Raw genomic sequence first — 19,187 nt, 5'->3', positions numbered from 1 at the left:
CCCACATCCCACAGGAATATCTGGCCTCGTACCTTTTGGTTCATGCCTGACAGCAGTTTGGGCATGGTTATCCTTACGGCGTTTATCAGCAGTTCACTTACGTTGCCCTTGCCAGCCAGCCTAGCGCCTCAACCCGGTACTGCTCCGAGCATCCATGACTTGCCTCGCAGCAAGATCACGCCCTGACGGGGGCTACATTGTCGGAAGAGCTTCATACCCCACCGTTACCAGTGACGCATGTCTTCCTAGGCTATCGTTGGTCGCACAACGAGTCCGCTACTGTTCAGTGACTACAACAGTTGGACAATGACAGACAGAACTTTCGCTCATGTCTCCAGTTGAAATGGACAAGGACCGTAGGAAAACGGCTTGTCTGGGTGATGTTCCCCCTATTTGCAGAAGGAGGAACCCCTGCGGGGATTCTTCCCGTCAGAGTAAGGCCATGGGGCCGATGTGATGAAGTAAGCACTCCCAGTCCGAAATCCGGACCATAACCACGCTTGCGAGTGCTAAGTGGTTTTGGGGTCGCTATTGCGCCGCAGCGACAACGAGTCTTTTTAAGCGAAGGACTCCTGGGGCGGTTTTGTTTCCCGGATTGGCTGCCGGGCTGTTGGTTCCTTTGCAAGAACCCTTCACGATGACTCCTCATCGCGAAGCTGGAGGCACGCTACGCGTGTCGCACAAGATGCTGGATAATAAAGCATGACCCGCTTGACGGCTAGCGCCGTCGGAGACCCTTGCAATGCCTGACCAAGATGTACGCTTGCAACACCTGAAAGTTTGGCTCGATGAGCAGCTGCCGATCCTTTTTGTTCAGCAGGGCTGGGGCGCCGTACCCCCGGCTACGTTGACCGCGGCCAGCAGCGACGCGAGTTTCCGTCGTTATTTCCGCTGGGAAGGCGAGGGCCGCAGTTTGATCGTGATGGATGCGCCACCGCCCCAGGAAAACTGCAAACCCTTCGTGGACATTGCTTTTTTGTTGGCGAAATCCGGCATCAACGTGCCGAAGATTTATGCCGAAGACCTCGAGCGCGGTTTTCTCTTGCTCAATGACCTGGGCAATCAGACGTATCTGGACGTGATCAACGGCGACAATGCCGACGCATTATTCCGTGACGCCCTGCAGGCCCTGCTGGCTTTCCAACAACTGCCGATGGTCGCGCCACTGCCCAGCTACGACGTCGCTTTGCTGCGTCGGGAGCTGGAGCTGTTTCCTGAGTGGTACGTCAAGCATGAGCTGGGTATCGAATTGGATGCTGCTCAACAAGCGCTCTGGCAACAGGCCAGCGACCTGCTGATCAACAGCGCGCTGGCTCAGCCGAAAGTGCTGGTCCATCGCGACTACATGCCGCGCAACCTGATGCTCAGCGAACCGAACCCCGGCGTACTGGACTTTCAGGATGCGGTTTATGGCCCGGTGACTTATGACGTCACGTGTCTGTTCAAGGATGCCTTTCTCAGTTGGCCCGAGGAGCGCGTGCGTGGCTGGCTCGAGGATTACTGGCAGCAGGCCGGTGCGCTCGGCATCCCGGTCCAGCCGGACTTCGAGGATTTCCTGCGGGCCAGCGACCTGATGGGCGTGCAGCGCCATCTCAAGGTCATCGGGATTTTCGCGCGTATTTGTCACCGCGACGGCAAGCCGCGCTACCTGGGTGATGTGCCGCGCTTCTTTGCCTATATAGAAGCGGTCATTGCCCGTCGCCCTGAACTGGCGGAACTGGATCAGTTGCTCTCCAGCCTGCGTCAGTCGGCCGGAGCGACGGCATGAAAGCGATGATCCTGGCGGCGGGTAAAGGGGAGCGCATGCGGCCCTTGACCCTCACCACGCCCAAGCCGCTGGTTCGTGCCGGCGGCGTTCCCTTGATCGAATACCATCTGCGTGCCTTGGTTCGGGCCGGGTTCAAGGACATTGTGATCAATCACGCCTGGCTCGGTCAGCAAATCGAAGATTATCTAGGGGACGGTTCACGTTTTGGCGTGAGCATTCATTTCTCGCCCGAAGGTGAGCCGCTGGAAACCGGCGGTGGCATTTTCCGCGCCCTGCCGTTACTGGGCGAGGAAGCGTTTCTGGTGGTCAACGGCGACATCTGGACCGATTACGATTTCAGCGCCTTGCGCCGACCTCTGGACGGCTTGGCGCACCTGGTGCTGGTGGATAATCCCGAACACCATCCGGGCGGCGATTTCATCCTGGCCGACGGACAGATTCATGATGGTGGGGCGGCTGCCGACAAACTGACCTACAGCGGTATTGCTGTCTTGCATCCGCGGTTGTTCGAGGGCTGCCTGGACGGCGCGTTCAAACTCGCACCGCTGCTACGCAAGGCCATGGCCGAGGGTCAGGTCAGCGGCGAGCACCTGAAGGGACACTGGGTGGATGTGGGGACTCATGAACGTTTGGCGCAGGTTGAAACCTTGATAGAAGCGAGCCGTTGATATGTGGTGGCCAGGGACTCTGATTGGAGCCGGGGCGGGCTTTGCCATAGCCAGCATTCCGGGGGCCATGCTGGGAGCGTTATTAGGACAGGCGCTGGATCGGCGACTTAATCTGCAAGGCTGGGCGCAAGTGCGCGAGCGTTTGGGTGGTCGTCCGGCATTACGCAACGATGAGTTGCTGTTTGTACTGCTTGGCCGGCTGGCCAAGAGCGACGGACGAGTGGTCGATGGGCACATCCAGCAGGCTCGTCAGGAGATGCGTGCGCTGGACCTGAGCGAACCGGCACAACGCCGGGCCGTTGCCGCGTTCAACCGGGGCAAATCCGGAAACGATCATCTGCGCGGTTATTTGCGTCGCCTTGCGACCCAGCCCCATGCAGCTGAAGGCGTGCTGCGTGCCTGTTGGCGGATGGTTTGGGCGGACGGTCGCGCGGGCATAAGCGAGCGTGAGTTGCTCGCCCAGTGGGGCAAATGGCTGGGGTGGACGCCGCAACAGGTCCAGGCACTGGCGGTGGATTACGAGCCACACAAACCGTCGTTGCCCAACAGCGGCGCGACCTATCAGGAGGCGTTGCGCTTGCTGGGGGTGTCGGCCACCAGCGAGCCGTCGCAGATCAAGCGGGCTTACCGCCGCCTGCTCAGCCGTCACCACCCGGACAAAATTGCCGGCAGCGGGGCGACGCCATTGCAAGTGCGTGACGCCACCGACAAAACCCGGGAGTTGCACAACGCCTATCGGTTGATCCGCGAGCGCCGGGATTTTCGCTAGAAGGGATCACAACGCTGGCTGGGTTGGGGCTTGTCTAAGCCTCACTCCCCCGGCTGCTGCGGGTTGAGCCAACCCCGAATCCGACGAAACAGCTGTTCCTGCTGCGCTGATGGGTTGGGCACTGCTTTGAGCGACACCTGGCTGAAGCTCGACCCTTTGAGACGCTTACTGGCCTGTAAACGCTCCAGCGCTGCATTGCGATCCTGCGGTTTGTCCATGTAGAAGATGTCGGCGGTGGCCAGTTTCAAGGTGGGGGTCAGTTCGGCCAGGGCGGGCTTGACTGCGAGCGGGGTCTGGGCGGCGACCATCACGAAACGCTCGATCTGCGAGGGCTGTTTTTCATTCAGGTAACGTGCCGCCCAATAGGCGCCGGTGCCGTGACCCAGCAGAACGATGCTGCGAGCGCCCTGCTGTTCGGCGTAGGCCAGCGCTGCATCGATGCGGGTATAGATACGGTCGGCATCGGCCAGGAGGTGGTCCTCGCTGGTTTGGGCAACGACCGGATCCACCGCGTCGGCCTCGCCGCCCGCCACCTGTTCAATCGGCGCTGCGGTCGTGGCATCCGGTGCCGCGCCAGCCACGTCGGCCGGTTTGGTCTCGGGCGGTGTTTCCACCACGCGCGGTGCGATGACGTCGCTTTGCAGGTCCGGCAGGGTGATACTCAGGCTGCTCCACTCGATATCCGGTAACTTTTTGCGCATCGGGCCAATCACTTGAGGCCAGTCAGCAGTTTCGCCAGCGCCGGGGACTATGATGACCGTGCCCTTGGGTTCGCTGGTGTTGGCTGGTTTCCAGAGCGCCAGGAAGGTGTCGCTGCCGGTTTGCAGCTGTTGTTGCTCCTGGGCCGGGATCTCCCGTTCAAGTGCTGTCGCTTCTTCTTCGCTGCGTTCGAGCAAAGGCGGACGTTCGACCGGTTTTTCCTCGGTGGCTTGATCCGCCGCTGCGGGCGCCGGTTCTTCAGCCTGTACAGAAAAGGCACTCGGCAGCATCAGCGACAGGCACAATGCTGGCAGTGCCAGGCGATAAACAAAGGGCATCGGATATTCCATGACCAGAAGTATTTCCGGCAGCCTAATGGGTTGGTCAGTATTTGTCAGTGCATGAGACTTCAATGATGCGTTTTTGCTGCCTGTGGGTTATCGGCTGTTTATGGCTTCCCTTGATGGCGTGGGCCGCGCCCGCACCGTCGTTAACTGGGGTGCAACTGGACGCGGGCCAGCGACAATGGCTGCTCCAGCATCCGCAACTGCGCGTCGGCCTCGTGTTGCAGGCGCCGTACGCGCAATATGACCGGCGCTTGCAGCGCCTGTCCGGCACCAATGTCGAGCTGATGCAATGGTTGGGCAAGGCGTTGAATGTCGAACTGACCTGGCGCAATTTCCAGGACGTGGCGCAACTGGAAGCCGCGTTGCGCTCCGGGGAGGTGGATGTTGCCCCAGGGCTGACCCAGACCCCGGCCGGGTTGCGACTCTGGCGGTTTTCCGACCCCTACATGCGCGTGCCGCAATTGATCGTGGGCCAGAAGAAGGGCGCCGAAGGGGTCGAACTGGAAAAGCTCGATGCTCAAGTGCGGGTGGCGGTGCGCATGCCCAGTACCACGGCTGATTATTTGCGCAGCAATTACCCGACCTTGAATCTTCAAGGCGTGCCGTTGGAACGCCAGGCCCTGCAACTGCTGTTGAGCCAACAGGCCGGGTACGCGGTGGTCGATGAGGCGCAGCTAGGGCGACTGATGGTCGAGCCTGAATTCGCCGGGCTGGTGGTTGTAGGCGATATCGGCCTGCCGCAACTGTTGCGCGTCGCCACTCGCCGGGATTGGCCGGAGTTGGCCGACATCATCGAGAGCGGTTTGCAGGCGATCCCGGCCAAGGAACTTGAGCAACTGCACAGTCGCTGGCTCAAGCCCAAATATCCGCGGCTGACCGACACTCCGGGTTTCTGGCAAAACCTGACTCTGTTGCTACTGGCCCTGTTCTTGAGCTGCGTGGCCATCGTGTTCTGGCAGCGCCGCGAGCAAAGGGCGCTGGAGCGGCGCCTGCGCAATGCGCGAAATGACATCGCCCAGCGGGCCGCCAGCGAGGAAGCCCTGCGTCTGACGCAATTTTCCATCGATCAAAGCACTGTCGGCATTCTCTGGGTCAATTGGGATAGCCATGTGCGTTATGCCAACCGCGCCGCCGAAATCATGTTGGGCTATACGCCAGGCGGCATTATTGAACGACCCTTGATCGACTTCGAACCGGGCCTGCACATGGATCGCTGGCTGAATCTGTGGAAACGCGCCCGGGCCAGCGAAGAGGGGCCACAGAGTTTCGAAACCGAATGCGTGCGGGCCGATGGAAGTATTCTTCCGGCCGATGTTTCCTTGAGCTTCCTGCGTTTTCGCGATGCCGAATACCTGGTGGTCTACATAAACGACGTCACCGAGCGCCGTCGTGCTCTGGCGGCGCTGCGCGAAAGCGAGGCGCGCTTGCAGGGAATCGCCGCCAACGTCCCGGGCCTGGTCTTTCGCCTGGAGCGCGCCCCGGTGACCGGGCAGATCGACTTTGCCTACATCAGTGAAGGCAGCGAAAGCCTCGTGGGCTATTCACCCGCGACCCTGGCCCGCAGTGACACCGGCCTGCGCAGCCTCGTCCACCCACAGGACAAGGCCAGCTACCACCGCACTCAGGATCAGGCGCTGGACAGCGATAGTGACTGGTCGTGGCAGGGCCGCATCCTGACCCGCGAAGGCCGGGAACGCTGGGCCGAGATCAAGGCCATTACCCGTCGTCTCGAGGATGGCGCCTACGTTTGGGACGGCATCGTCTGGGACATCACCGAAAGCAAGCGTATCGAACTTGAACTGGCCAGCTCCCGGGAACAACTGCGCGAATTGTCGGCGCACCTGGAGAGCGTGCGGGAAGAGGAAAAGGCGCGTATAGCTCGGGAGGTCCACGACGAGTTGGGTCAGATGTTGACCGTCTTGAAGCTGGAAACGTCCATGTGCGAACTGGCCTATGCGCAACTCGACCCGGGTCTGCAAGAACGGCTCAACAGCATGAAGCGCCTGATTGCCCAACTGTTCCAGTTGGTGCGGGATGTGGCGACGGCGCTGCGACCTCCGATCCTTGATGCCGGCATCGCCTCCGCCATTGAATGGCAGGCGCGGCGTTTCGAGGCGCGCACACAGATCCCCTGTCTGGTGCAGGTGCCGGACAATCTGCCGCCCTTGAGTGACGCCAAGGCCATCGGTCTGTTTCGAATTCTTCAGGAAGCGCTGACCAATGTGATGCGCCATGCTCAGGCGCATACTGTAGAACTGACGCTGGTGCAGGAAGACGACCAACTCTGTCTGACGGTGAGTGACGACGGTGTAGGATTCGTTCCCGCCACGGGGCGACCGACCTCCTTTGGTCTGGTCGGCATGCGGGAGCGGGTATTGATCATGGGCGGGCAGTTATCGTTGGAAAGTGAACCGGGGGAGGGTACGACCCTGGCGGTGCGGGTACCGTTGACCGAGGCCTGATGGCTTTCGCTAGGCTTGCCTGAGGCTATCGTGAGCAGGCTCGCGATGAGATTCTGAATCTGGAGAAAAACGTGATCCGTGTACTGGTAGCCGAAGACCACACCATCGTCCGTGAAGGCATTAAACAGTTGATTGGCCTGGCCAAGGATCTGGTGGTTGTGGGGGAGGCGAGCAATGGCGAGCAATTGCTGGAAACCCTACGGCATGTGCCCTGCGAGGTGGTGCTGCTGGATATCTCCATGCCGGGCGTCAATGGCTTGGAGGCGATCCCGCGTATCCGTGCGTTGAACAATCCGCCGGCCATCCTGGTGTTGTCGATGCACGACGAGGCGCAAATGGCGGCGCGGGCGCTGAAGGTCGGTGCCGCGGGTTACGCGACCAAGGACAGCGACCCGGCATTGCTGCTCATGGCGATTCGCAAGGTCGCGGCCGGCGGACGTTACATCGACCCGGAACTGGCCGACCGCATGGTTTTCGAAGTGGGCCTGACCGACAGCCGACCGCTGCACTCGCTGCTGTCCGAGCGTGAATTTTCGGTCTTCGAGCGCCTGGCCCAAGGGGCCAACGTCAATGACATCGCCCAGCAATTGGCTTTGAGCAGCAAAACCATCAGTACTCACAAAGCGCGGTTGATGCAGAAACTCAACATCACTTCCTTGGCGGAACTGGTGAAGTACGCGATGGAGCACAAATTGCTCTAAGCCCACCACAATCCCCTGTGGGAGCGAGCCTGCTCGCAATAGAGTTGGACCATTCAGCATCGTAGTTGACTGACACACTGCCATCGCGAGCAGGCTCGCTCCCACAGGGGCAGTGCGCCGGCATATCCATTTACGACACGCCCCAACACCGCTTTTACCCCTGCTTGCGGCTTGCAGCTCATAACTTGCCGCTGCTCTTACCCAATCCCGTCATCCTTGTAGGGAAATCCCTACACCGACTCTTCCATCCGGCTGAGGCCATTCTCTCCTGCGTCCCGATTTGCGCGGCCCCCAGGCTCCACTAGGCTTGATTCACAAGCAGTCATCAATACAAAAGGTGCGGGTATGAGCCAGGTCGATTCAAGCGCGGGGGCCAGTGATGTGCTGGTCAGCTTTCGTGGTGTGCAAAAGAGCTACGACGGCGAGAACCTGATCGTCAAGGACCTCAACCTGGACATTCGCAAAGGTGAATTCCTGACGCTGCTCGGGCCGTCCGGTTCCGGCAAAACCACCAGCCTGATGATGCTCGCCGGTTTTGAAACCCCCACCGCTGGGGAGATTCAACTGGCCGGGCGCTCCATCAACAACGTGCCGCCTCACAAGCGTGACATCGGCATGGTGTTCCAGAACTATGCTTTGTTCCCGCACATGACCGTTGCCGAGAACCTGGCATTCCCGCTGACCGTGCGCGGTTTGAACAAAAGCGACGTGAGTGATCGGGTCAAGCGCGTCTTGAGCATGGTCCAGCTGGATACGTTTGCCCAACGCTACCCGGCGCAGTTGTCCGGCGGCCAGCAACAGCGCGTGGCCCTGGCCCGGGCATTGGTGTTCGAACCGCAACTGGTGCTGATGGACGAACCCCTTGGCGCCCTGGACAAACAACTGCGTGAGCACATGCAGATGGAGATCAAGCATCTGCATCAGCGCCTCGGTGTGACGGTGGTTTATGTGACGCATGACCAGGGCGAGGCCTTGACCATGTCCGACCGCGTAGCGGTGTTCCATCAAGGCGAAATTCAGCAGATTGCCCCGCCACGCACCCTCTACGAAGAGCCAAAGAACACCTTCGTCGCCAACTTCATTGGCGAGAACAATCGCCTCAACGGCCGCTTGCACAGCCACACCGGCGATCGTTGCCTGGTAGAGCTGGGGCGCGGTGAAAAGGTCGAGGCCCTGGCGGTGAACGTCGGCAAACCCGGCGAGCCGGTGACCCTGTCGATCCGCCCGGAACGGGTGAGCCTCAACGGCGCAAGCGAACAATGTGTCAACCGCTTCTCAGGGAGGGTGGCGGAATTTATCTATCTGGGCGACCACGTCCGGGTTCGCCTGGAGGTCTGTGGCAAGAATGACTTCTTCGTGAAACAACCGATTGCCGAACTCGATCCCGGGCTCGCTGTTGGGGACGTGGTTCCGCTTGGCTGGCAAGTCGAGCATGTGCGTGCGCTCGATCCCCTTCTAGAGGCGAATTGATCGCCCCCTGTGTACCAACACCAACCCTGCACGTGGAGAGAACAATAAATGTTGAGATCCCTGAAGTTCACAGCCCTGACCCTGGGCATGATGGGTGCGGCAAGCGCGATGGCGGCGGGCCCGGACCTGACTGTGGTGTCTTTCGGTGGGGCGAACAAGGCGGCTCAGGCCAAAGCCTTTTACGCACCGTGGGAAGCGGCCGGCAACGGCAAGATCATCGCTGGCGAATACAACGGTGAAATGGCCAAGGTCAAGGCCATGGTCGACACCAAGAGCGTTTCGTGGGACTTGGTGGAAGTCGAGTCTCCGGAGCTGTCCCGTGGTTGTGACGAAGACATGTTCGAGCAACTGGACCCGGCTCTGTTCGGCAAGGCCGAAGACTACGTCAAGGGCGCCATCCAGCCTTGCGGCGTGGGCTTCTTCGTGTGGTCGACCGTGCTGGCCTACAACGCCGACAAACTGAAAACCGCGCCGACCAGTTGGGCGGATTTCTGGGACACCAAGCAATTCCCAGGCAAGCGTGGCCTGCGCAAAGGCGCCAAGTACACCCTGGAATTTGCCTTGATGGCCGACGGCGTCGCGCCGAAAGACGTCTACAAAGTGCTGGCCGGCAAAGATGGCCAGGATCGTGCCTTCAAGAAGCTCGACGAACTCAAGCCGAACATCCAATGGTGGGAGGCAGGCGCCCAGCCGCCGCAGTACCTGGCTTCCGGTGACGTGGTCATGAGCTCGGCCTACAACGGTCGGATCGCTGCGGTGCAGAAGGAAAGCAACCTGAAAGTGGTGTGGAACGGCGGCATCTACGACTTCGACGCGTGGGCAATTCCACGTGGTCTGGACAAGACCCGCGCCGAAGCTGCGAAGAAATTCATCGCTTTCTCGGTGGCACCGCAGCAGCAAAAGACCTACTCGGAAAACATCGCCTACGGCCCGGCCAATACCCAGGCTGTACCACTGTTGTCCAAGGATGTCTTGAAAGACATGCCGACCACCCCGGAAAACATCGCCAACCAGGTACAGATCGACGTCAGCTTCTGGGCTGACAACGGTGAGCAACTGGAACAGCGCTTCAACTCCTGGGCGGCCAAGTAGGAGCTGCCGAAGGCTGCGATCTTTTGATCTTCAGTGTTCATGAGGCCTCAAAAGATCGCAAGCTGCACCAGCTCCTACAGGATTTGCGTTGCACCTTAAACAGAAGCGGCACGCCGCTTCTGTAACGATCAAAAAGATTTGCGGAGTTCGCCATGGCCATCGCCGTTCCACTGAACGCGGGCACCAGCCCCACCCTGAAGCAGCGGCTCAAGCGCGCCGAGCGGGTCAACCGCTGGAAGGCCCAGGCCTTGATCGCGCCGCTGGTACTGTTTCTGTTGCTGGTGTTCCTGGTGCCGATCGTGGCGCTGCTGTTCAAAAGCGTCAGCAACCCGGAAGTGGTCAACGGCATGCCGCGCACCGTCGCCGCGGTCGCTGCCTGGGACGGACGTGGGTTGCCCGGCGAGCCGGTGTACAAGGCCGCCAGCGAAGACCTGGCCGAAGCCCGCAAGAATCAGACCTTGGGCGATTTGTCCAAGCGCCTGAACATGGAACTGGCCGGCTATCGCAGCCTGCTGACCAAGACCGCCCGTGCGCTGCCGTTCGCCACTGAGCCGGTCTCCTATAAAGAGGCGATGGAGAACCTTGACGAACGCTGGGGCGATCCGGCGTATTGGCAGGTGATCCGCCGCAACACCAGTGATGTCACCCCGTATTACCTGCTGGCGGCCGTCGATCATCGCATCGATGATCTGGGTGAACTGGCCCCGGCCACCCCCGACCAGGCGATCTACCTGGATATTTTTGCCCGTACGTTCTGGATGGGTCTGGTGATCACCGCGATCTGCCTGGTGCTGGCCTATCCGTTGGCCTACCTGCTGGCGAACCTGCCATCGCGCCAAAGCAACCTGCTGATGATTCTGGTGCTGTTGCCGTTCTGGACGTCGATCCTGGTGCGGGTGGCGGCGTGGATCGTGCTGCTGCAATCGGGCGGGCTGATCAACAGTGGCCTGATGGCCATGGGTATTATCGATAAGCCGCTGGAGTTGGTGTTCAACCGCGCCGGTGTCTACATCTCCATGGTCCATATCCTGCTGCCGTTCATGATCCTGCCGATTTACAGCGTGATGAAAGGTATCTCGCCGACTTACATGCGTGCGGCGATTTCCCTGGGTTGCCATCCGTTCGCCAGTTTCTGGCGCGTGTATTTCCCGCAGACCTATGCCGGTGTCGGCGCCGGTTGCCTGTTGGTGTTCATCCTCGCCATCGGCTACTACATCACGCCGGCACTGCTGGGCAGCCCGAGCGATCAGATGGTCAGCTACTTCGTCGCGTTCTACACCAACACCAGCATCAACTGGGGTATGGCCACGGCGCTTGGCGGGTTGTTGTTGCTGGCAACCGTGGTGCTTTATCTGATTTACAACTGGTTGGTGGGCGCCAGTCGCCTGCGCCTGAGCTGAGGGGAGATCGAAATGCTGAGTCCTTACATGTCCCCCGTCGAGCGGGTGTGGTTCTACAGCTTGCGCATATTCTGCGGGCTGATCCTGTTGTTCCTGATCCTGCCGGTGCTGGTGATCATTCCATTGTCGTTCAACTCCGGCAGCTTCCTGGTGTACCCGTTGCAAGGCTTTTCGTTGCAGTGGTACCACGATTTCTTTGCTTCGGCAGAGTGGATGCGGGCGCTGAGGAACAGCGTCATCGTCGCCCCGGCGGCGACGGTCCTGGCGATGGTCTTCGGCACCCTGGCGGCTATTGGCCTGACCCGTGGCGACTTTCCGGGCAAGGCGCTGGTGATGGCCCTGGTCATCTCGCCGATGGTGGTGCCGGTGGTGATCATCGGGGTGGCCAGCTACCTGTTTTTCGCGCCGCTGGGGATGGGCAACAGTTTCTTCTCGCTGATCGTGGTCCATGCCGTGCTGGGCGTGCCGTTCGTCATCATCACGGTGTCGGCGACTCTGCAGGGCTTTAACTACAACCTAGTTCGGGCCGCCGCCAGCCTTGGAGCTTCACCCTTGACGGCGTTTCGTCGAGTGACCCTGCCGTTGATCGCCCCGGGCGTGATCTCCGGCGCACTGTTCGCCTTCGCGACTTCATTCGATGAAGTGGTGGTGACGCTGTTCCTGGCCGGTCCCGAGCAGGCAACGTTGCCAAGGCAGATGTTCAGCGGTATCCGCGAGAACCTCAGTCCCACCATCGCCGCCGCCGCGACGCTGCTGATCGCCTTTTCGGTGATCCTGTTGCTGACTCTGGAGTGGTTGCGCGGGCGTAGCGAGAAACTGCGCACCACCCAAGTCTGAGGTCCAACGCAAAACCAATGTGGGAGCGGGTTTGCTCGTGAAAGCGGTGTGTCATTCAGCAAATAGGTTGAATGTTTGACCGCATTCGCGAGCAAGCCCGCTCCCACAGGTTTGCGGGGTATTCATGGGCTGAATGCAAGACAACCTTAAATACCGAGCTATCCTTGTGCCAGCCCATACTCGAACAAGAGGCCGCGCACATGAGTCTTTCCTCATTCAAGATCGCCCACAAACTGATCACCGGTGCCGCTGCCATTGAGCAACTGGCGGCCGAGCTGACGCGGCTGGATGTCGACAACCCATTGATCGTCACCGACGCTGCGCTGGTCAAGTCCGGCACCGTGGAGCTGGCGTTGCAGCATTTGGGTGGGCGCGACTACGAGGTTTTCGACCGGGTCATGCCCGATCCGGAAATAGCCATCGTCGAAGATTGCATGCAGGCCTACCGCGACGGCGGCCATGATGGCTTGATCGGCCTGGGCGGCGGCAGTGCCATCGACATCGCCAAATGCGTGGGGGTCTACGCCGGTTACCACGGCGAGCTGCAGGATATGTTCGGGGTCGACCAGGTGCCGCGCAAAGGCGCGCCCATGATCGCCATCCCCACCACGGCCGGGACCGGCTCGGAAGTCACCAACGTGGCCATCCTCTCCGACAAGGCCGCGCAGCTTAAGAAAGGTATCGTCAGCGATTATCTGCTGCCGGACGTCGCGCTGGTCAGCCCGCAGATGACTCTCACCTGCCCGCGGAGCGTGACCGCCGCCAGTGGCGTCGATGCGCTGGTGCATGCCATTGAGTCCTACCTGTCGCTCAATGCCTCGCCGATCACCGATGCCTTGGCTATCGGCGCAATAAAACTGATCACCCGCGCCTTGCCCAAGGCCTACGCCAACCCCGCTCATTTGCAGGCTCGCGAAGACATGGCCACGGCAAGCCTGATGGCCGGCATGGCGTTCGGCAATGCCGGGGTCGGGGCGGTGCATGCGCTGGCGTATCCGCTGGGCGGGCGTTTTCACGTGTCCCATGGTGTGGCTAATGCCTTGTTGCTGCCGTATGTCATGGCGTGGAACAAGATGGCTTGCGTCGAGCGCATGCGCGACATCGCCGAAGCCATGGGCATAAAGACCGCGCACCTGAGTGACCTTGAAGCCGCTGACGAAGCCGTGGAGGCCATGGTTGCGCTGTGTGCTGCCGTGGAAATCCCCCAGGGCCTGAGCAGCCTGGGGGTGACGGACGAGGTGATCCCGTCCATGGCGGTGGAGGCGGCCGGAATCGAGCGACTGATGCGCAACAATCCACGCAAACTGAGCGCCAGCGATATCGAGAAGATCTACCGCGCGGCGTATTGATCGTCTGCCACGGTGGGCGCGCCAAATCTTGAGGTATACAATGCGCGCCATCGTGATTTCGCTCAAAACAGGTGCGTCATGCAGCCCTTCGCTATTGCTCCGTCGATTCTCTCCGCCGACTTTGCCCGCCTGGGCGAGGAAGTGGACAACGTTCTGGCCGCCGGCGCCGACATCGTGCACTTCGATGTCATGGACAACCATTACGTCCCCAACCTGACCATCGGCCCGATGGTCTGCGCGGCGCTGCGCAAGTACGGCGTCACGGCGCCGATCGACGCGCACCTGATGGTCAGCCCGGTGGATCGCATCGTCGGCGACTTCATCGAGGCCGGTGCCACCTACATCACCTTTCACCCCGAAGCCACCCAGCACATCGACCGCTCCCTGCAGTTGATCCGCGAAGGCGGATGCAAGGCCGGCCTGGTGTTCAACCCGGCGACGCCCCTGGACGTGCTCAAGTACGTGATGGACAAGGTCGACATGATCCTGCTGATGAGCGTCAACCCCGGCTTCGGCGGGCAGAAGTTCATTCCTGGCACGCTCGACAAGCTGCGTGAAGCCCGCGCACTGATCAAGGCATCGGGCCGTGATATCCGCCTGGAGATCGACGGTGGCGTGAACGTCAACAACATCCGCGAAATCGCCGAGGCCGGTGCCGACACCTTTGTCGCAGGCTCGGCCATTTTCAATGCGCCGGACTACAAAGAGGTCATTGAAAAGATGCGCGCCGAACTGGCCCTGGCCCGTCCATGAGCGGGTTCGAGCAGCTGTTTCCCGGCAGTTTGCCGCGTCTGGTGATGTTCGACCTCGACGGCACTCTGGTCGACTCGGTGCCGGACCTGGCGGCGGCCGTGGACAACATGCTGCTCAAGCTCGGTCGTCCGGTCGCCGGAATTGACGCCGTGCGCCAATGGGTCGGCAACGGCGCGCCCATGCTGGTGCGGCGGGCCTTGGCCAACCACATCGATGCCCAGGGCGTCGATGACGCCGAGGCCGAGCGGGCGCTGGAGTTGTTCAACGAAGCCTATGAAGGCAATCACGAACTGACGGTCGTCTACCCCGGTGTGCGTTCCACCCTCAAGTGGCTGCACAAGCAAGGTGTGGAGATGGCCTTGATCACCAACAAGCCGGAGCGCTTTGTCGCGCCCCTGCTGGATCAGATGAAAATCGGTCGTTATTTTCGCTGGATCATCGGTGGCGATACCCTGCCACAGAAAAAACCTGACCCGGCCGCGCTGTTTTTCGTGATGAAAATGGCCAACATCCCGGCCTCTCAATCGCTGTTCGTCGGTGACTCGCGCAGCGATGTGTTGGCGGCGAAAGCGGCCGGGGTCAAATGTGTGGCGCTGAGCTACGGCTACAACCATGGCCGGCCGATCGCCGAAGAGTTTCCCACGCTGGTGATCGACGATTTGCGTCTGTTAATTCCCGGTTGCCTGGACCCGGCCGCTGAGATAACGTTGCCCGACGCTGTTCAATCCTCTTCTGGAAACGCCATCGTGGTGGTCACTCGCAAACTCTGGATGAAAGTCATGAAGGCCCTGGCCCGCTGGCGTTGGCGCGCCTGACCTGATCCTGGCCGGTTATCCGGCGCGTTTGCATACCTGACTGTCAGCTCCTCCTGCCACGAGGCACACCATGATCCGCGAAGAATTCCTGCGTCTAGCCGCTGCCGGCTACAATCGTATCCCGCTTGCCTGCGAAACCCTGGCCGACTTCGACACACCGCTGTCGATCTACCTCAAGCTGGCCGATGAGCCCAACTCCTACCTGCTCGAATCGGTGCAGGGCGGTGAGAAGTGGGGGCGTTATTCCATCATCGGCCTGCCGTGCCGCACGGTGCTGCGGGTCCATGACCATCGTGTCAGCGTGACCCATGACGGCGTCGAGATCGAAAGCCTGGAGGTCGAAGACCCGCTGGCCTTCGTTGAAACCTTCAAGGCCCGCTACAACGTGCCCACCATCCCCGGGCTGCCGCGATTCAACGGTGGTCTGGTGGGCTACTTCGGCTATGACTGCGTACGCTACGTGGAAAAGCGTCTGGGCACCTGCCCGAACCCGGACCCGCTGGGCGTGCCGGACATTCTGCTGATGGTCTCTGACGCAGTGGTCGTCTTCGATAACCTCGCTGGCAAGATGCACGCCATTGTCCTGGCCGATCCGTCCCGGGAAGACGCCTACGAGCAAGGTCAGAAAAGTCTTCAGGCGTTGCTGGAAAAACTCCGGCAGCCGATCACGCCGCGTCCTGGCCTGGATTTCAGCAAACAGTCGGCGGCCGACCCGGTGTTCCGTTCCAGCTTCACGCAGGACGATTACGAAAGGGCCGTCGATACCATCAAGGAATACATCCTGGCCGGCGACTGCATGCAAGTGGTGCCGTCGCAACGCATGTCCATTGACTTCAAGGCTGCGCCCATCGATCTGTACCGGGCGCTGCGCTGTTTCAATCCGACGCCTTACATGTACTTCTTCAACTTCGGTGACTTCCACGTTGTGGGCAGTTCACCCGAAGTGCTGGTGCGGGTCGAAGACAACCTGATCACTGTGCGACCTATCGCTGGCACTCGTCCCCGTGGCGCCACGGAGGAAGCCGACCGGGCGCTGGAAGAGGACCTGCTGTCGGATGACAAGGAAATCGCTGAGCACCTGATGCTGATCGACCTGGGCCGCAATGACACCGGGCGCGTCTCGGAAGTCGGTTCGGTGAAGCTCACCGAAAAGATGGTCATCGAGCGTTATTCCAACGTGATGCACATTGTCTCCAACGTCACGGGCCAGTTGAAGGCCGGGCTGACGGCGATGGATGCCCTGCGGGCCATCCTGCCGGCAGGAACATTGTCTGGCGCACCGAAAATCCGCGCCATGGAAATCATCGACGAACTGGAACCGGTCAAGCGTGGGGTGTATGGCGGGGCCGTGGGCTATTTTGCCTGGAACGGCAACATGGACACTGCCATTGCCATCCGCACCGCCGTCATCAAGGACGGAGAGCTGCACGTGCAGGCCGGCGGCGGGATCGTGGCCGACTCGGTGCCGGTGCTGGAGTGGGAAGAAACCCTGAACAAGCGCCGGGCAATGTTCCGTGCCGTAGCGCTGGCCGAGCAGACCCCAAGCGACTGAACCGCTCCGGAGCTGTGTAGGAACTGAGTAGGAGCTGAGTAGGAGCTGTGTAGGAGCTGTCGAGTGCAACGAGGCTGCGATCTTTCCCCAGACACTTGAGTCTCAAGCGAAAGATCGAAAGATCAAAAGATCAAAAGATCAAAAGATCAAAAGATCGCAGCCTCCGGCAGCTCCTACAGAAGCAAGCCGCCTTCTTTAGAAATCCAGACTGACCCCGACACTCACCCCCTGCTGAGTAAAGTCATCGTCCTTGCGCAGCGTATAACCGCCCCGCAGGGCCAGATCGTTGGTCAACTTGTGGCTGACCCCCAGGCTCAGGCGATTCAAATGACTCTGCGGCGTATAGCCTTCAAGCGTGAAATCGTTGGCCGGCAGACTGTTGAGGGCGATGTTCACTTTTTGGGTGTCGTCTTCGTACTCGCGTTCGTGGGCATATTCGCCATACACCTGGGTCTGACGGGTGAAGTTGTATTTGCCTTGCAAGCCAATGCCCAGGCGTTTCGAGTCGCGGGTCTGATCATTGAAGGTCAGGGCGGTGGAGCGGCTGCTCTTTTCTGAATAGCCGTCGACTTCCACCTTCGCATAATCGGCGCTGATAAACGGTGACAGGTGCCACTGACTGCCCGGTTGGGCGATGTCGTAGCCCAACCGCGTGCTGAATGCCCACAGATGACCGTCGGTGTCGCCCTTTTCCTGCGCCTCGTTGACGCCCAGGTCGAATTTTCTCTCCAGGTTGTCGTAGTCGAGCTTGCCGCCGGTCAACGCCGCATCGGCCCACCAGCGGTTTTGCTGGAACTGGGCGAAAGCGGTAGCCAGGTAGCTGTTGAGCTTGTAGTCCGAATCGTTGCTGCCTGCCTCCATGTCCTGGCGGTAGAAACCGGCGGCTACACCCACGCGCCAAGCCTCGTTGAGACGATAGCTGCCCCCGACATTCAAGCTGTAGCCGCTGCCGTCGGCGCTGGCGCCACTGCTTTGGTTGTCCATGTCCAGATGCTGGCCGCCGCCTGCGACGATCGCCCGCCATTGTCCGACGGCTTGCCAGTTCTCCCAATCCGATTGCCACTGGCTGCGCAACTCATCCTGATGGGCGCGCAGGGTCGAGTGAGCCATTTCCGGCAGCAATGTCAGCTCCCATGGCGCCGCAAGTAGGGAAAAGGCGTAATCGGCGATCAGTTGCTGGCCAGACTCGGTGGGATGGACCGAGTCGTTATAGATCAGCTTGGTGGGGTCTGGCGTCGCGCTGTTGATGCCATAGGTGGGGTTTTCCGTACAGCCATTGCCGCTGAAGCAGGTGGCGGTGAGGTTCTCGCCGGTGGCGAGGCCGAATCGTGCTGGATCGGCGAAACTTTCCTGCAGCAATAGCGGAACGTTCAGTGGAATGATTTCGGCATCAATGCCTTGCAGCCGCGTGACCAGTTGCTGGTTGAACTGGTTGCTGAGCTGCGAAACGGCGTCTTGCAAAGGCGTGCCATTGAGCGCAGGGGTGAGGCCCAGGTCGGGCAGCAGCCAGACCATCACATAACGGGCACCGGCGGTTTGCAGTACCTGGACACTGTCGGCCAGGCGGTCCGCGGCGGCGCTCGCCTGGGCGGGGGTCAGTACCAAGCCCTGGAGGAAGTCGTTACCGCCCCCGGAAAGGTAGTACAGCGCGTTCGGGTCGGCACGCAGGCCGTTGGACAGCAGGTATCCGTCACGGCTGCGCTCACCCGTGTCGGAAACGCCGGTAATCGACTCGAGGATCTGGTCGGTACGATACCCGCCCACGGCCCAGTTGTTGCCGTCGGCCTGGCCTTCGCTGGCACGAACCGCCGAGGTGGATGCCGCGGTTTCATCGGCGGAAAAGCCCAACCGTCCGCCCAGCAGTTGGGTGGAGTTGAGGGAATAGGATTCGCCGCTTCCGTCGAGATAGAACGGGCCTGTGCGGTTGGTAAAGCGTTGCGTGGCCCCTGACGGACCGTCTGGGTCGGCAAACTGGCCGGCATCGTTGAGGCTGTCGCCAAACACGATGAAGCTGGAGTAGGGATTGGGCGCGGCGCTCGCCTGGGCGCAGGCCATCGCCAGCAGACAGCCGGCCATTGGTATGAACAACGTTTTTCTTAGCATGAGAAAGTCCGTTTTTATCTTATTGTTGTTAGAAAACGAAACGACAGTACCAAAAACTTCCGGCGTTTTGCCATCCATCAGGTACATCGCGATTGTTTCCAAGCCCTTCGGGGATCGTCATATTGCGTGCTCCGCCCAGCTAAGCTACTGTGCCGGAACGTATGAACGAGACTTTCCCCGTGTCGATTATCAGCAAATTTCCGGATCAACTGATCAAGGCACACGCCCGTTGGCGTTGGCGCGCCTGAACGTTCTCTGCCGGCCTGGCCGGACCTGTACCGATTTGCCTTCTTTACCCGCTTGAACGTCGCTTCGCTGGCCCATCACACGCCTCGCCAAGCGCAGCATCGCGCGGGTCACTCTCCGAAGGCTGTATTTCAAGTCAGTGAATTCAATAGGTTG

Annotated in this window: 15 protein-coding genes; 13 read left to right on the top strand and 2 right to left on the bottom strand. The window is 60.5% G+C overall.

The features are described from left to right. The first annotated feature begins 742 nt into the window (after positions 1–742). From BM132_RS12415 to BM132_RS12405, 3 genes are read left to right on the top strand one after another with little or no spacing between them, the layout of a single operon-like run. Positions 743–1,768, top strand: coding sequence for an aminoglycoside phosphotransferase family protein (locus BM132_RS12415; RefSeq protein ID WP_092455638.1), 1,026 nt, complete (start codon positions 743–745; stop codon positions 1,766–1,768). Beyond that, positions 1,765–2,436, top strand: a complete 672-nt coding sequence (gene murU / locus BM132_RS12410) for an N-acetylmuramate alpha-1-phosphate uridylyltransferase MurU (RefSeq protein WP_092400929.1) — start codon at positions 1,765–1,767, stop codon at positions 2,434–2,436. Before BM132_RS12415 ends, murU begins: the two co-directional genes overlap by 4 nt. Before the next feature lies 1 nt (position 2,437). Continuing rightward, the gene (locus BM132_RS12405; protein ID WP_092455636.1) at positions 2,438–3,205 is read left to right on the top strand and encodes a TerB family tellurite resistance protein; all 768 of its coding nucleotides are present in this window, start codon (positions 2,438–2,440) and stop codon (positions 3,203–3,205) included. A gap of 41 nt (positions 3,206–3,246) precedes the next feature. On the opposite strand, the gene BM132_RS12400 is transcribed toward BM132_RS12405, so the two are convergent. Next, entirely contained in the window at positions 3,247–4,242 is a 996-nt protein-coding gene (locus BM132_RS12400; RefSeq protein ID WP_092455634.1) for an alpha/beta hydrolase family protein, read from the bottom strand. A 74-nt stretch (positions 4,243–4,316) separates the two neighbouring features. Here BM132_RS12400 and BM132_RS12395 point away from each other — a divergent pair, with 74 nt between their 5' ends. The 10 genes from BM132_RS12395 (at position 4,317) to trpE (ending at position 16,682) form a co-directional block, all read left to right on the top strand. Continuing rightward, positions 4,317–6,713: a PAS domain-containing sensor histidine kinase gene (locus BM132_RS12395; RefSeq protein WP_092455632.1), complete on the top strand. Its 2,397-nt coding sequence runs from the start codon at positions 4,317–4,319 to the stop codon at positions 6,711–6,713. Positions 6,714–6,784: 71 nt separating this feature from the next. Next, positions 6,785–7,414 carry a response regulator gene (locus BM132_RS12390; protein ID WP_076383435.1) on the top strand — a complete coding sequence of 210 codons (630 nt, stop codon included), beginning with the start codon at positions 6,785–6,787 and terminating at the stop codon, positions 7,412–7,414. Positions 7,415–7,759: 345 nt separating this feature from the next. Next, a complete protein-coding gene (locus BM132_RS12385; RefSeq protein WP_092400941.1) occupies positions 7,760–8,884 on the top strand; it encodes an ABC transporter ATP-binding protein in 1,125 nt (374 codons plus the stop codon). A 48-nt stretch (positions 8,885–8,932) separates the two neighbouring features. Further along, entirely contained in the window at positions 8,933–9,976 is a 1,044-nt protein-coding gene (locus BM132_RS12380; protein ID WP_092400944.1) for an ABC transporter substrate-binding protein, read from the top strand. Between the two features lie 152 nt (positions 9,977–10,128). After that, the gene (locus BM132_RS12375) at positions 10,129–11,376 is read left to right on the top strand and encodes an ABC transporter permease (RefSeq protein WP_092400947.1); all 1,248 of its coding nucleotides are present in this window, start codon (positions 10,129–10,131) and stop codon (positions 11,374–11,376) included. A 12-nt stretch (positions 11,377–11,388) separates the two neighbouring features. Further along, positions 11,389–12,213: an ABC transporter permease gene (locus BM132_RS12370; protein ID WP_092400949.1), complete on the top strand. Its 825-nt coding sequence runs from the start codon at positions 11,389–11,391 to the stop codon at positions 12,211–12,213. Positions 12,214–12,413: 200 nt separating this feature from the next. Continuing rightward, positions 12,414–13,562: an iron-containing alcohol dehydrogenase gene (locus BM132_RS12365; RefSeq protein ID WP_092400952.1), complete on the top strand. Its 1,149-nt coding sequence runs from the start codon at positions 12,414–12,416 to the stop codon at positions 13,560–13,562. Between the two features lie 78 nt (positions 13,563–13,640). Continuing rightward, positions 13,641–14,315 carry a ribulose-phosphate 3-epimerase gene (gene rpe / locus BM132_RS12360; protein ID WP_092400955.1) on the top strand — a complete coding sequence of 225 codons (675 nt, stop codon included), beginning with the start codon at positions 13,641–13,643 and terminating at the stop codon, positions 14,313–14,315. Further along, positions 14,312–15,130: a phosphoglycolate phosphatase gene (locus BM132_RS12355; protein ID WP_092455630.1), complete on the top strand. Its 819-nt coding sequence runs from the start codon at positions 14,312–14,314 to the stop codon at positions 15,128–15,130. Before rpe ends, BM132_RS12355 begins: the two co-directional genes overlap by 4 nt. A gap of 70 nt (positions 15,131–15,200) precedes the next feature. Then, positions 15,201–16,682, top strand: coding sequence for an anthranilate synthase component I (gene trpE, locus BM132_RS12350; protein WP_092400961.1), 1,482 nt, complete (start codon positions 15,201–15,203; stop codon positions 16,680–16,682). Between the two features lie 195 nt (positions 16,683–16,877). Here the strand turns inward: trpE and estP are convergent, their stop codons facing one another. After that, positions 16,878–18,785 (bottom strand): esterase EstP, encoded by a 1,908-nt coding sequence (gene estP, locus BM132_RS12345; protein WP_092456026.1) that lies wholly within the window; start codon positions 18,783–18,785, stop codon positions 16,878–16,880. Positions 18,786–19,187: the final 402 nt, after the last annotated feature.

The organism is Pseudomonas sp. NFACC45, from assembly GCF_900113505.1.
Lineage (GTDB): Bacteria > Pseudomonadota > Gammaproteobacteria > Pseudomonadales > Pseudomonadaceae > Aquipseudomonas > Aquipseudomonas tehranensis.
This window is presented reverse-complemented; position numbering and strand designations above follow the sequence as displayed.

Excerpts from the sequence above, each read along its gene's own strand:
- murU (WP_092400929.1), top strand. The coding sequence starts at position 1,765 with ATGAAAGCGATGATCCTGGCGGCGGGTAAAGGGGAGCGCATGCGGCCC.
- BM132_RS12355 (WP_092455630.1), top strand. The coding sequence starts at position 14,312 with ATGAGCGGGTTCGAGCAGCTGTTTCCCGGCAGTTTGCCGCGTCTGGTG.
- BM132_RS12395 (WP_092455632.1), top strand. The coding sequence starts at position 4,317 with ATGATGCGTTTTTGCTGCCTGTGGGTTATCGGCTGTTTATGGCTTCCC.
- BM132_RS12380 (WP_092400944.1), top strand. The coding sequence starts at position 8,933 with ATGTTGAGATCCCTGAAGTTCACAGCCCTGACCCTGGGCATGATGGGT.
- estP (WP_092456026.1), bottom strand. The coding sequence starts at position 18,785 with ATGCTAAGAAAAACGTTGTTCATACCAATGGCCGGCTGTCTGCTGGCG.
- BM132_RS12385 (WP_092400941.1), top strand. The coding sequence starts at position 7,760 with ATGAGCCAGGTCGATTCAAGCGCGGGGGCCAGTGATGTGCTGGTCAGC.
- BM132_RS12405 (WP_092455636.1), top strand. The coding sequence starts at position 2,438 with ATGTGGTGGCCAGGGACTCTGATTGGAGCCGGGGCGGGCTTTGCCATA.
- trpE (WP_092400961.1), top strand. The coding sequence starts at position 15,201 with ATGATCCGCGAAGAATTCCTGCGTCTAGCCGCTGCCGGCTACAATCGT.
- rpe (WP_092400955.1), top strand. The coding sequence starts at position 13,641 with ATGCAGCCCTTCGCTATTGCTCCGTCGATTCTCTCCGCCGACTTTGCC.
- BM132_RS12400 (WP_092455634.1), bottom strand. The coding sequence starts at position 4,242 with ATGCCCTTTGTTTATCGCCTGGCACTGCCAGCATTGTGCCTGTCGCTG.
- BM132_RS12415 (WP_092455638.1), top strand. The coding sequence starts at position 743 with ATGCCTGACCAAGATGTACGCTTGCAACACCTGAAAGTTTGGCTCGAT.
- BM132_RS12370 (WP_092400949.1), top strand. The coding sequence starts at position 11,389 with ATGCTGAGTCCTTACATGTCCCCCGTCGAGCGGGTGTGGTTCTACAGC.
- BM132_RS12365 (WP_092400952.1), top strand. The coding sequence starts at position 12,414 with ATGAGTCTTTCCTCATTCAAGATCGCCCACAAACTGATCACCGGTGCC.
- BM132_RS12375 (WP_092400947.1), top strand. The coding sequence starts at position 10,129 with ATGGCCATCGCCGTTCCACTGAACGCGGGCACCAGCCCCACCCTGAAG.